Source organism: Pseudomonas sp. FW300-N1A1 (assembly GCF_058789115.1).
The window spans coordinates 1-12,407 of the sequence record NZ_JBYTBK010000068.1; the positions used below are offsets into that span (position 1 = coordinate 1).

Annotated in this window: 11 protein-coding genes and 1 pseudogene; 10 read left to right on the top strand and 2 right to left on the bottom strand. The window is 61.3% G+C overall.

Features of this window, described 5'->3' with window-relative positions:
• Window positions 1–78: 78 nt before the first annotated feature.
• Both tssA and vasI read right to left on the bottom strand, forming a co-directional pair.
• Window positions 79–1,503 carry a type VI secretion system protein TssA gene (gene tssA / locus AC3WQN_RS24920; protein ID WP_103402250.1) on the bottom strand — a complete coding sequence of 475 codons (1,425 nt, stop codon included), beginning with the start codon at window positions 1,501–1,503 and terminating at the stop codon, window positions 79–81.
• Window positions 1,491–2,150, bottom strand: a complete 660-nt coding sequence (gene vasI, locus AC3WQN_RS24925) for a type VI secretion system-associated protein VasI (RefSeq protein WP_256587353.1) — start codon at window positions 2,148–2,150, stop codon at window positions 1,491–1,493. Before vasI ends, tssA begins: the two co-directional genes overlap by 13 nt.
• 293 nt (window positions 2,151–2,443) lie before the next feature.
• On the opposite strand from vasI, the gene tssB reads away from it, so the two are divergent.
• The 10 genes and pseudogenes from tssB to AC3WQN_RS24975 form a co-directional block, all read left to right on the top strand.
• On the top strand, window positions 2,444–2,947 hold the full coding sequence (tssB, locus tag AC3WQN_RS24930) for a type VI secretion system contractile sheath small subunit (RefSeq protein ID WP_103402249.1): 504 nt from the start codon (window positions 2,444–2,446) through the stop codon (window positions 2,945–2,947).
• A 58-nt stretch (window positions 2,948–3,005) separates the two neighbouring features.
• Complete coding sequence (tssC, locus tag AC3WQN_RS24935; RefSeq protein WP_103402251.1) at window positions 3,006–4,478, top strand: type VI secretion system contractile sheath large subunit; 1,473 nt, start codon at window positions 3,006–3,008, stop codon at window positions 4,476–4,478.
• Window positions 4,479–4,895 (top strand): type VI secretion system baseplate subunit TssE, encoded by a 417-nt coding sequence (gene tssE, locus AC3WQN_RS24940; protein WP_103402248.1) that lies wholly within the window; start codon window positions 4,479–4,481, stop codon window positions 4,893–4,895.
• Between the two features lie 7 nt (window positions 4,896–4,902).
• Window positions 4,903–6,669 carry a type VI secretion system baseplate subunit TssF gene (tssF, locus tag AC3WQN_RS24945; RefSeq protein ID WP_103402247.1) on the top strand — a complete coding sequence of 589 codons (1,767 nt, stop codon included), beginning with the start codon at window positions 4,903–4,905 and terminating at the stop codon, window positions 6,667–6,669.
• Complete coding sequence (tssG, locus tag AC3WQN_RS24950) at window positions 6,633–7,658, top strand: type VI secretion system baseplate subunit TssG (RefSeq protein ID WP_103402246.1); 1,026 nt, start codon at window positions 6,633–6,635, stop codon at window positions 7,656–7,658. The genes tssF and tssG overlap by 37 nt, the downstream gene beginning before the upstream one ends.
• Window positions 7,655–9,100: a type VI secretion system lipoprotein TssJ gene (gene tssJ, locus AC3WQN_RS24955; protein WP_103402245.1), complete on the top strand. Its 1,446-nt coding sequence runs from the start codon at window positions 7,655–7,657 to the stop codon at window positions 9,098–9,100. Before tssG ends, tssJ begins: the two co-directional genes overlap by 4 nt.
• 37 nt (window positions 9,101–9,137) lie before the next feature.
• The gene (tssK, locus tag AC3WQN_RS24960; RefSeq protein WP_103402244.1) at window positions 9,138–10,484 is read left to right on the top strand and encodes a type VI secretion system baseplate subunit TssK; all 1,347 of its coding nucleotides are present in this window, start codon (window positions 9,138–9,140) and stop codon (window positions 10,482–10,484) included.
• Window positions 10,477–11,283 (top strand): type IVB secretion system protein IcmH/DotU, encoded by an 807-nt coding sequence (icmH, locus tag AC3WQN_RS24965; RefSeq protein WP_103402243.1) that lies wholly within the window; start codon window positions 10,477–10,479, stop codon window positions 11,281–11,283. The genes tssK and icmH overlap by 8 nt, the downstream gene beginning before the upstream one ends.
• Window positions 11,284–11,412: 129 nt before the next feature.
• Entirely contained in the window at window positions 11,413–11,925 is a 513-nt protein-coding gene (locus tag AC3WQN_RS24970; RefSeq protein WP_103402242.1) for an Hcp family type VI secretion system effector, read from the top strand.
• A 79-nt stretch (window positions 11,926–12,004) separates the two neighbouring features.
• A pseudogene (locus tag AC3WQN_RS24975) lies at window positions 12,005–12,160 on the top strand (hypothetical protein); the annotation flags it as partial.
• Window positions 12,161–12,407 lie beyond the last annotated feature (247 nt).

The following is a 12,407-nucleotide window of genomic DNA, read 5'->3' on the forward strand; positions in this document are numbered from 1 at the left end:
CTCGAACTCGACCACCTCGAAGGCGTCGCCTTGCAGGGGCTCGAAGGTGAAGCGCAGGTCGCTTTGACGGGGCATGGTCTAGTCCTCAGGGTCACTGCCAATGAACGCGGCAACCTTCTGGTACAACGCCGGCTCCCACGCTTGGGCTGTCGTGTCGCGCATCTGTCGGGCGACGCTGGCATAGAGGTCGTCCGCCAGCCACGCCAACCCTCGGGCGGCCAGCAGGTCGGCGGCGATCACCGTGGCGTAGTTGCGCGGGCGCGGGGCGTCATCGGCGGCATGCAGTGCCTGCAGACGCAACAACACCACCTCGACACCTTCGCTATTGAGTTGATCGACCAGTTCGTCGCGCAGACCGGCGTACTCCTGGACAGGGCTGGCGCTGGCTTCCGCTTGATCGGCCCCGGTCATCCAGGCCAGGGTCTGGGGATCGGCGAATGGGGTGCCATCACTGAAACAAAGCTCCTTGAGTGCCGGCAGACGGCAGACAAAGCGTGCACACGCTTGCCGCAGGACAGAGGCCACCTCGTCCATCGCCAGGCGCGATGCCACACAGGCCGCCAGGTAGCTGCCACGCAGCCAGAACGGTGAAGCCGTCACGCTTTTTTCGATGCGATACAGCAAGGCCGGCTCCAGGGCATTGGCGGCCAAGGCGTCCTGATAACCATCGACAATGTCGCGGGGCACGGCGGTCAGTTCGGTGCGGCGCTCGCGAGTGATCGAGGGGACGGCGCGGATAGGCGACCACAGGCCGAAACGCCGCAACTGATACCCGGTGGGGTCGTAAGGGTCTTGCTGGTTGATCTGTTCGGCCATGCTCAGCAGCGCCCGACGCTGCTCACGTTCATTACCTGCCGGTTGCGCGGTGGCGTTGGCAAAAAACGCCGGACTCAGGGGATTGCCGGATGCCGGCTCCCTGCGCACAGGCTCAGGCGCCGGCACCCGCTCGCGGTACTTGTCCAGTTGCATTTGCAATTCGTCGATCGCGCCCTGATCCAGCCTGGCCATCTCGACGCTGCGCTGCAGGCTCGCCAACGCCCGCTCGGCCGCCGCCTGATGCGACGGCGCAAAGCTGCTGCGCTCCAGGGTCGGCAGCGCTTCCCCTAACCGTTCCAGCAGTTGTTTCACCTGCCTGCGCTTGGCCAGGTAGCCGGTGGCGCCAGGCTTGGGGTAAGCACCGTCCCAATAACCTGCGACCATGCCCGCCAACAGGTCGAGGGCATCGGCCCAGCGCGCCCATTGTCGGGTGCGCAGCCATACGACATGCAGATGTCCGAGAATCCGAAAGTGCTTGCACTGGGTCGTCAGGTATTGCCGGGAGGCTTCGTCGATGTAGGGCCAATCGATCCCGCTCTCGCGAAGGCCGCCGAGCTTGACCATTTCCTGGTCGATCGCCTGGTAGGTTTCGTCCTCGACGTCGAAGTGCCCGCAGGGTTGCTGTGGATCTATCGGCGCCAGCAGCCCGTTGACCACCTCCAGCGGTACATCGATTACCAACGACATACCTGGCGCTCCTGTTCGATCAATTCCCCCAGTCCGTCGGCGTCGAACACCAGGCCGTCCAGCGCCGGGTAATCACTCTCCAACCGCAGGCGCTGGCCACCGCCCATGTGGCGCAGCAGGGCAATGGCCGGCAACCCCCTGCCCGCGTCGAGGACCAGGCCGGAGTCGAGGACACGCCACGGGTAAGCCTCGGATATCGGGCGCTCATCCTTGAACAGTTGCACGCGGATTTTGTTCGGCACCGGAGGCTCGTCCAACACCAGTTGCAGGCGTGAGATCTTCGATTCACAACTGATGGCCAGATACGGCCTGGGAGGAAGCGCCCCCAGTGCAGGCGCGGAGATCACCATCCGAAGTTGCTGGTCATTCTCCGCCTCGGGAAAGGTGGACATCAGGAACCGGTAATCCTCGGGCTGACGCCTGGCCTCATTGCGTTGTACCAGGTCGACGACGCTCGGAATCCGCTCGACAAACGGCCGTGACTGCACCGCCGGCGAATGAACAGGTGTGCCAGCGGCCAGATCAAAGCATTCCAGGCGCTTCAGCGAAGACACGATTGCGCTGCAATCCTGAGCCGCCGGGGATGCCTGTGCCTGTATCGACCCCAGGCACACCCCCCATATCCAGCCTCGCCATCTGTTGCGCATGTGCTCTCCTGTCCCTGTGCGAATCACGCAAACGAGCAATGGGTTCAATACTCATCGAACCCACTAAAAGTCACTCGAAAGTTGCCCGCACAATACACAAGTCGAACGTAGGAAGTTTCTCAAACTCAACTAGGAAAGTTAAGTCAGATAAATACATCAGAACTTTTACACCTTGGGAAACCACCAACCCATCGAATTACTTAATAACCCTACGACATTTAAAGAATTATCTGACATGACAATGAGTGCCATCTTGGCACTTAATAGCGCCACCGCTAAAAAGGACTTTTCTCATGTCGAAAACACAGGGCAGCGTCGCCCCCAAAGAACGTATCAATATCAAATACGTCCCAGCCACGGGCAATCAGCAGAACGAAATCGAACTCCCCTTGAAGCTCCTGGTAACGGGTGACTTCAAAGGTCATGGTGAGTTGACCGCCCTCGAGGATCGCCCTCCCGTGCGTATTGACAAGTACACATTCAACGAAGTCCTCGCCAAAGCCGGCGTTGGCCTGGCGCTTACGGTCCCTTCGGTACTGAGTACCGAAGCCGACGGCGAGTTGAACGTGCAACTTCAATTCGAGTCGATCAATGACTTCGGCCCTGATTCGATTGCCCGGCAAGTTCCGGAACTCAACAAGTTGCTGGAGCTGCGTGAAGCCCTGGTGGCGCTAAAAGGCCCGATGGGCAATATCCCGGCCTTTCGCAAACACCTGCAAAGCCTGCTGGCCGATGAGCACGCTCGCCAACGTCTGGCCAGTGAACTGAATCTGGTCCTGGACGCCCCCAAAGACTGATCGCCTGATCTCTTCCCTGCCCTACTTGCGAGCTAAAAACGGAGAATCCCCCATGCCGATGGAAAGTGCTGCCGCTCAGGTCCTTGAGACCGTCGATCAACCCGCGCTACTGGACCAATTGCTGGCCAACACCCTGATGCGCCCCTCCCAGGAAGGCTATGCCGTGGCCAGGCAAGGCGTCGCTGCATTCGTTGCCGAAATCCTGCAGAGCGGCGATCACCAGCAACCGGTCAATAAGCACCGGGTCGACCAGATGATCAGTGAAATCGACCGCACGCTGGGCAAACAGATGGATGTGATCCTGCATCAACCCCGGTTCCAGCAACTGGAGTCGGCCTGGCGGGGACTGAAGCTGTTGGTGGATCGTACGGATTTTACCGAGAACACCAAGCTGGACATGTTGCACGTCACCCAGGAGGAATTGCTGGATGACTTCGACAACGCTGGCGATATCACTCGAAGTGGCCTGTACAAACATGTCTACACCGCCGGCTTCGGCCAGTTTGGCGGCGAACCGGTCGCCGCGATCATCGCTAACTACACCTTCGGTCCCAGCTCTCAGGACATCCGACTGTTGAGTTATGCCGCCTCCGTGGGTGCCATGGCCCATGCCCCGTTCGTCATGGCAGCCGGCCCTGAACTCTTCAACCTCAAGAGCTTTGAGGACCTGCCCGGCATCAAGGACATGAGCGATGTCTTCGAGGGGCCTGCCCACACCAAGTGGCGGAGCTTGCGGGAGCTGGAAGACTCCAAGTACCTGGCCGCGACGATGCCGCGCTTTCTGTTGCGCGCGCCCTACAGCACGGAAGATAACTCAACCCGCCGCTTCGGCTACAACGAAGCCATCGACGGCAAGCATGAGCACTACCTATGGGGCAACACCGCCTTCCTGATGGCTACGCGCATCGCCGACAGCTTCGCCCGCTACCGCTGGTGCCCGAATATCATCGGTCCGCAATCAGGCGGTGCGGTGGACGACCTGCCGGTGCACTGCTACGAATCACTGGGCCAGTTGCAGGCCAAGATCCCGACCGAAGTGCTGATCTCCGACCGCAAGGAGTTCGAACTGGCGGACGCCGGGTTTATCCCGCTGACCATGCGCAAGGGCAGCGACAACGCCGCGTTCTTTTCGGCCAACTCAGTGCAAAAACCGAAGGTATTCCCCAAGACTCGCGAAGGTCAGGAGGCCCAGACCAACTACAAGCTCGGCACTCAGTTGCCATACCTGTTTGTCGTCAATCGTCTGGCCCATTACATCAAAGTCCTGCAACGCGAACAGATCGGCAGTTGGAAGGAGCGCCAGGACCTGGAGCGCGAGTTGAATACCTGGCTCAAGCAGTACATCGCCGATCAGGAAAACCCCTCGATGGATGTCCGTAGCCGCCGCCCCTTGCGTGCTGCAAAAATCGAGGTGCAGGACGTCGCCGGCAACCCAGGCTGGTATCAGGTCTCGTTGGTCGTACGCCCGCACTTCAAGTACATGGGGGCCTCCTTCGAAATCTCCCTGGTTGGCCGACTGGACACCCAGTAAATGGGCCACTCCAGCCTGTTCGAACGCCTGGTGCCCGATGCGTCGCGTTACCGGCGACGCTCCAGGGATGAACGGGCAAGCCAGGCCATTGAAGCGATCAAACGTCACCTTGAACAGGTGCTCAACGCCCGTCAGGGCTGCTCACAAAGCAGCCCTGAGTTGGGCCTGCGCGACTTCAATGGCACGGCTTCGGGCAGCACCGACCTGGTGATTGCCATCAGCGCCGATATCCGGCGTTCGGTCGAGGCGTTCGAACCGCGGATCAAAGTCATCGGCGTGCACTTCCAGCCTGACCCGGACCTGCCGCTGGAGCTGAATTTTCGCCTCGACTGTCGGGTGCAACTTGAACACAAGGAAGAACAGGTGCAGATCAATCTGGCCATGCACGGCCGCGATCGCTACACCCGCGTGACATGAGGATGCCATGGGCTTGAAACAACGTTTTGCCGAAGAGTTGCGTTACCTGCGTGAGCTCGGTCGCGAGTTCGCCGAGGACAACCCGCAATTGGCGCAGTTTCTCGGCGACAAAGCCGGCGACCCGGACGTGGAGCGGCTGCTGGAGGGTTTTGCCTTCCTCACCGCCAGGCTGGGCCTGAAGATCGACGACGACCTGCCGGAACTGACCCATCCCTTGTTGCAAATGCTTTGGCCCAACTATCTGCGGCCTCTGCCCAGCATGACCATTGTGCGCTTCGAACCGCTGCCCGAGGCGCTCAGCACACGCAAGGTGTTGCCCAAGGGCACGCGGTTGTTTGCCAGGCCGGTGGATGGCATCAGCTGCGAGTTTCGCACCTGCACCGAAGTCAATCTGTACCCGTTGGCGTTGCACGAGGTCAGCGATGCCCACAGCCGCGAGGAATCGGTGATGCGCATCGACTTGCAGGTGTTGACCCAACAGCCGCTCGACAGCCTGGATTGTGATCAATTGGACTTCCATCTGGGCGGCGATAACGCCACCGCCTCGACCCTGTACCTGTGGCTCGCCCACTACCTGGAAGAAGTCACTCTGCACATCAATGAAGAGCACTTCAAGCTGTCCCCCGAGGCTATCGGCTTTCCCGGTTTCAGCGCCGATGAAGCGCTACTGCCCTACCCGCGCAACGTGTTCGATGGCTACCGCATTCTGCAGGAGTACTTTGTGTTCCCGCAGCGCTTTCATTTTTTCAGCCTGACCCGATTGGCCAAGGTCTGGCCCGCCGTCAGCACCGACCGGATTCGTCTCCAGTTCCGTTTCTCACGACCGATGCCGGCGACAGTCCGTCTGCACAAGACTGATCTGCATCTGTTCTGCGCTCCCGCGGTGAATCTGCTACACCACGATGCCGAACCCATTGCCATCGATGGACGCCAGCTCAAGCAGCCTGTCACCCCCGCAGGTCAGCGTCCCGATGCGTACGAAGTATTCAGTGTCGATCGGGTTGCCGGTTGGGATGCGGCAAACAGGGCACATACGGGTGATCCGCTACGGGTGTTTACCCCTTTCGAATCGTTCCAGCATGAAATCGAACACGCCCACGGCCGCACGGCACTGTACTACCGCACCCACATCGAAGAGTCACAGGGCCGTGAAGGTCTGCGGCACCGCATCTCTTTCGTCCGGGGTGATGAAAGCAGCTACGTGAATTTGCACGAAACGGCGTCAATCGAGCTGACCTGCAGCAACCGCGACCTGCCACAAGCCTTGGGGGTTGGTGATCTGTCGTGGTCGACCGAGGCCACGCCCACCTTCGCCACCTACACCAACCTTATCGCCCCGACTCGCGCCTACCGCCCCGTGCTGGATGCCAGCCTGCACTGGACGCTGATTTCCAACCTGTCGCTGAACTACCTGTCACTGCTCTCGGCCGAGCCACTCAAGGCGGTCATCCGCGCCTACGACTTTGCCGCCCTGCATGACCTGCAACAAGCGCGTGCCACGCGCAAACGCCTGGACGGTATCGGTGAGGCCGTGACAACCCCCACCGACTGGCTGATGAAAGGCCTGCCGGTGCGCGGCCTGCGCACGCGCTTGAAACTGGACCAGGACGCTTTCCTCTGCGAAGGCGAGCTGTATCTGTTCGCCAGCGTGCTGTCGCACTTCTTTGCCCTCTACGCCAGCATCAACTCCTTCCACCAACTGGAAGTGATCAATACCACCAACCACGAGCGCTATGAATGGCCACTGTTGACCGGCAGACAACCCGTGATCTAGCAGACCTGCTGTTGGCTGATGCGCGGAACTACTCATTCCACCGTCTGCTGGAGCACCTGCACGCCTTGCATGGCGATGACCTGGAAGCCGACCCGCTCAGCTCGGCGAGCCGGCGTCGGATCCGCTTGCAAAGCCATGCCGGCCTGGGCTTCCCGGCCTCCGACGTGGTGCTGGCCGAGCGTCTGGGCGACAACGAAGGGGACGAGGTGCGCTATCGGGTGCAGACCAGCTTTTTTGGCCTGCACGGCAGCGACTCGCCGCTGCCCGGCTACTACCTGGATCGCCTGGCCTACGAGCAGGCACAGGGGCGTGGCATTCGTCCGGCCTTCATGGATTTTTTCAATCACCGTTTGCTGACCCTGCTCCACCGCAGTTGGCGCAAGCACCGTTACTACATCCGCTTTCAGGCCGAGGGCAGCGACCGATTTTCACGCTATGTGTTTTCCCTGATAGGTCTCAATGACAGCGACCTGCGCGGTGCCACTCCCCTGCCCTGGGGACGGTTGCTCAGTTTCGCCGGGCTGATCGCTTGCCGCAGCCGTTCACCTTCGGTGGTGGCCGGTATCGTCGAGCATTGCTTCGACTTGCAGGGGGTCTACATCCGTGAGTTCGAAACCCGCACCGTGCGCCTGCCCGATCCACAACGCCTGGTGTTGGGGCAGGCCAACGGCGTACTGGGCACAAGCTTTGTATTGGGTGACCGCACCCGAACCCGCGGCAGCAAGTTCACGTTGGTGATTCCCCACCTGACCCAGGCGCGCTTTCGTGAGTTCCTGCCCCGTGGCGCGCTGTTTGAACGCCTGCGCCAACTGATCAACTTCCTGTTGCGCGATGTGATCGCCTACGACCTCGAGTTGACGCTGCGCGAAGAGGAGGTACCGCCATTCAACCTGAGACGCGAAGGCGGTACGCACCTGGGTTGGACCAGTTTCATCCGGCGCCAGGAACAGCGGTACCCCGCCGTGGTACGAATTCGGGGGCGCGCATGAACCTGAACCTGGTTATCGGTAACCCTGCGCAATTGCTCCATGGCTATCTTCCGAGCCACCGTTTCGACCGTAGCGGAGGCAGCATAGGCAGCGGCGCCTGTGACTGGCCGCTACTTGACCGGCGGCGCACCGTGCACCGCAACCATTGCGAAATTCGCTTTATAGAAGGGCACTTCTGCGTCATCGACCACAGCGGTAAAACCTACATCAATGGCCATGACCGGCCCCTGAGGCCACACGCTGCTGTGTGCCTCAATGACGGCGACAGCCTGCAGATCGGTGCCTATCAAATCATCGCGCATGTGCTGGCTCCCGGGACGGCAGAGGAACATCCGCCCCACCTCAGTCAGTGTTCGCTCGACGAATTGCTCAACGGCCTGCGCGATGACCAGCACGATTGGCCCGGCGAGACGCTGCCATTGCTGCCAATTCAACAGCAACTGCCCGCCTCCTGCCCCGAGTTCGAACGGCTGTGCAGGCCTTTTGGACTGCCGGAAGAACAAGACCCGCTATTGGCACTGCAGATGCCGATCGCGCCTGCGCGCGATGTCCTGGATCTGCCCCGGTCGGCCCACAGCGACGCGTCCTTCCTCCAACCTACGCCAGGCACCGATCGCTCGCCCGTCAATCTCCCGCCGGTTCGTGGCTTCGCACGCTTGACCAGCAACCTCAGGTTCGCGGCGCTGCTGGTTTGCGTGACCTTGGGCGGATGCACGACGCTGGGCAAGGTCGGGCAAGTGATCATGAACCCATCGATCCCGGTTGGCGGACCCGACGAGCAGCCCAGCCGATACTCCTTGAGCCTGCACGCCAGCGACCGCGTCAACCTGCGCAGGATCAGCCCGGGCACTGCGCCGCACGGCTCGACGGATCTGGCCCATTCGCCTTACACCGTGAACCTGCGGGCAGTCAGCCATCTGGAACTGACTGACAAGCTGCAGGGCTTGCTGAATCATTTGTATGAAGTTGCTCCGGCACAATCGTTGTTGGCCGCCGAGGAGGCTCCCCCGACGCTGATGTCACCGGTCGAGCCGTCGCTGCTCGGCAGCTACGACGATCCGGGAGTGAGCCTGTCCACGCCGGAGTACAGCGCCGCGCCCGAGCAAATCGCCACGCCTATCGCCTTCAAAGTCCTGCAACTGACAGACGACTCGCTGCTGCTCAATGCCAGCGCGCAGGCGTTGGCGCACGACCTGAAAAAAAACCTGGGCAGCACCTACCTGCGCCACGACGACTACCTGCTGCAACCCGGCCAGTTCAAGTTCATCAACCTGCGGCCCCTCGAGGAAGACACCCGCTACCTGGCCGTGATTGCCGACTACAACAGTACCGACGTCACACAGTGGAAGCAGATCCTGCGCATCGAACCCAAGGGTCGGCAGTACGCGTTGCTGGTGCAGCTCGACGAAACCCGGGTCGGACTCATCGGTGAACACCGATGAGCGCCCTTTCTTTTCCCTTCCCGCAGAGCATCCCTTGATGAGTTCACGCAACCCAGTCATCTGGCATGAAGGTTTGTTCGTCAAACCCCAACACTTCCAGCAACAGGTGCGCGCCACCGAAGCCGCCATGCACCAGCGCCTCAATAGCCTGAACGAAGCATCGTACGGGTTCAGCGAGCTGCAGCTGAACACCGAGTACCTGAGCTTTGGCAAGGTCGTCATCACGCGGGCGCGAGGGATCATGCCCGATGGCACGGTCTTCGACATTCCTGGTGACCTGGCTCCGCCCGCGCCACTGGAGATTGCCGACAGCAGTGCGGTCAACCAGCTCGTCTACCTGACGCTGCCGCACAAATCCGAAGGTGCCCTGGAAATTCGCTGGCCAGACAGTTACGCCAACAGCCGCTACGTGGCGCAACGCGGCGAAGTGCGCGATACCCACAGCGAAGACGGTGACCAGGTGCCCCTGGATCTGGCGGTGCCGAACCTGCAACTGATGCTGGGCCGCGATGACCGCAGCGCGTTTACCGGCATCGCCCTGGGGCGGATTCTGGACAAACGCGCGGATGGCAGTCTGCTGATGGATGAGCAGTTCTATCCCACCAGTGTGTCCCTGCAGGCTGTGCCGGCGTTGCAACGCTACCTCACGGAAGTCGCCGGGTTGATGCGCGAACGCGCGAAGAACCTCGCCCAGCGCATCGGTTCACCGGGGCAGTCGGGCGTTGCCGACGTTACTGACTTCAACCTGCTGCAGACCCTCAATCGGCTGTTTCCACTGTTCCAGCACCTGTCGCGGCGGCGCCATGTGCATCCGGAGCAGGTGTACCTCGCTTTCGCCCAGGCGTGTGGCGAGCTGGTGACCTTCACCGATGATGGCCGCCTGCCCCAGGACTATCCGGCCTACCAGCACGACGCCTTGCGCGAGTCGTTCAAGCCCCTGGAGCACACCCTGCGTCGCGCCTTGGGTACGGTGCTGCAACCGCGCGCCGTTTCGCTGCCGATCGAACCCCGGGAGTACGGGGTCATGAGCGCCCCGTTGCATGACAAACGCCTGCTGGACAATGCCCAGTTCATCCTCGCGGTGCGCGCCCAACTGCCGCCGGATGCGTTGCGCTCGCAGTTCCTCAAGCAGATCAAGATCAGTTCCACCGAGGCCCTGGGCAAGCTGGTCAGCCTGCAACTGCCGGGCATTGACCTGATCCCGCTGCCTGTCGCGCCGCGTCACCTGCCATTCCATGCCGGCTTCAGCTACTTCGAGCTGGACCGCCATCACCCTGCCTGGCAAAGCCTGAGCAGCGGCTCCGGTTTCGGCTTCCACATCGCCGGCGAATTCCCGGAGCTGGAACTGCAGTTCTGGGCCATCAGGAGTGAACAGGATGAGTGACTCGACCTCGATAACGGCAAACCCTGCAGAAACCGTCTCAGTGATCGGCTTGCGACGGGGCACGATCACTGACGCTCCCCCTGTGTGCCGGGCCGACACCGGATTCGAGTTACGTGGCCTGGCCTGGAGCCCGCTGTGCGACGCCGCCATGCCGCTGTTCGGCCTGCTGATTCGCCTGCACAGCCTTGAACACCACAAGGACGTCGCCCAGCTCTATCAAAACGTCCATAACCAGATCACCACGGTGATGGAGGAAGTCAGCCAACTCGATTACGACCCCGGCACCCTCAAGGCGTACTCCTACAGCCTGTGCCTGCTGGCCGACGAAATCGTCATGGACACCCCGTGGGGTAAATATTCCACCTGGAGCCAGCGCTCGCTGCTCAGCGCCTTTCACCAGGAAACCTGGGGCGGGGAAAAGTTCTTCACCTTGCTCGCCCACATGACTGCCGAAGCGGCCAAGTACCAGCATGTGCTGGAGTTCATGTACCTGTGTCTGTGCATGGGGCTGAAGGGCAAGTACGGCAACCAGGCCAAGGGGGATGAAGAAGTGCAAAAAATTATCACCCGTTTGTACCGGGTGATCCGCCCCCGGCACGGTGAAACGCCCGAGTGCCTGACCGACCCGCTGACCCATGTCGCGCCACGCCACTATCGGCTCAATCGTCAATGGCCGCTGTGGACACCCTGGGCATTGGCGGCCGTGGTGCTGGCCAGCGCCTACACGATCTACGCCGTGCGCCTGAACACCCTCACCCAGCAAGTACTCACCTCACTGGAGCGGATTCTCAATCTGTAACGGATTTTCAGCGCGCTCATTTTCGAGCGCCTGCAAAACCTTGGCCCCTGCCGGGCCATAACCCCCACGCCGTCACACCGACGGTCGCGACCTGCGGGTCGTTCACTTGATCGCGACAAGGAGTTTGTCATGGCTACACCTGCATACATCAGCATCCACGGTAAAACCCAGGGCCATATCACCCAGGGTGCCTTTACCGCCGAATCGGTGGGCAACGTCTTTGTGGAGGGCCACGAAGACGAGATTCTGGCCCAGGAAATCGACCATCGGATCAGCACCCCCACCGACCCGCAAAGCGGCCAGCCGTCAGGTCAGCGGGTCCATGGCCCGCTGACCTTCATCAGTTCCCTGAGCAAGGCCTCCCCCCTGCTCTACCAGGCCCTGGCCACCGGTGAAACGCTCACCACCGTGGAGGTGCGATGGTTCCGCACCTCCACCGACGGTAAACAGGAGCACTTCTTCACCACCACACTCGAAGACGCCACGGTCGTCGGCATCCACACCGTGCTGCCTCATGCACAAGACAGCGACAACGCCAACTATACGCAACTGATCAAGACCAGCCTGGCCTACCGCAAGGTCAGCTGGAACCACGAAGTGGCCAACACTGCAGCGTCGGATGACTGGCGCAAGCCTGCCTAAACACCGACACACCCTTTGCGTCGCTCAGGTTCGTCCAGCGGCGCAAAGCCTGCTATCGGCCACTCGACAAGGAGTCTCCATGCCCCGTCAAAGCGACCTGCGTTTCACCTTCGAGCTCCTGCAAGGCGATGCCTTCGAGGTAGTCGAGTTCGAGCTGGAAGAGGCCCTGTCCCAGCCCTTCAAGCTGACCCTGGACCTGGCCAGCCATGACCCGGCCATCGACTTCAACCGCGTGCATGAACATGCCAGAGTCCGCGCCCTCATTGGGCAGGCCGTCCGAGAACAGACACGACTGGGTGCATTGCTCGCCCCTTACACCGACAGGGCCTGGCAACGGGTCGTGTCGGACCTGACCTATTCAGGAGCAGCCCGATGACCCTCGGCGATCAAATCAACATCATCGTCGCCGAAACCGACTTCTCCACCGATCAGTGCAGGGCGTGCGAGCGCCAGGGCCTGCCGATCCTGCCCCTGCGCCAGGC

Bases quoted from the DNA above. Each gene is read 5' to 3' on its own strand.
- tssA (WP_103402250.1), bottom strand. From the start codon at position 1,503: ATGTCGTTGGTAATCGATGTACCGCTGGAGGTGGTCAACGGGCTGCTG.
- vasI (WP_256587353.1), bottom strand. From the start codon at position 2,150: ATGCGCAACAGATGGCGAGGCTGGATATGGGGGGTGTGCCTGGGGTCG.
- tssB (WP_103402249.1), top strand. From the start codon at position 2,444: ATGTCGAAAACACAGGGCAGCGTCGCCCCCAAAGAACGTATCAATATC.
- tssC (WP_103402251.1), top strand. From the start codon at position 3,006: ATGGAAAGTGCTGCCGCTCAGGTCCTTGAGACCGTCGATCAACCCGCG.
- tssE (WP_103402248.1), top strand. From the start codon at position 4,479: ATGGGCCACTCCAGCCTGTTCGAACGCCTGGTGCCCGATGCGTCGCGT.
- tssF (WP_103402247.1), top strand. From the start codon at position 4,903: ATGGGCTTGAAACAACGTTTTGCCGAAGAGTTGCGTTACCTGCGTGAG.
- tssG (WP_103402246.1), top strand. From the start codon at position 6,633: ATGGCCACTGTTGACCGGCAGACAACCCGTGATCTAGCAGACCTGCTG.
- tssJ (WP_103402245.1), top strand. From the start codon at position 7,655: ATGAACCTGAACCTGGTTATCGGTAACCCTGCGCAATTGCTCCATGGC.
- tssK (WP_103402244.1), top strand. From the start codon at position 9,138: ATGAGTTCACGCAACCCAGTCATCTGGCATGAAGGTTTGTTCGTCAAA.
- icmH (WP_103402243.1), top strand. From the start codon at position 10,477: ATGAGTGACTCGACCTCGATAACGGCAAACCCTGCAGAAACCGTCTCA.
- AC3WQN_RS24970 (WP_103402242.1), top strand. From the start codon at position 11,413: ATGGCTACACCTGCATACATCAGCATCCACGGTAAAACCCAGGGCCAT.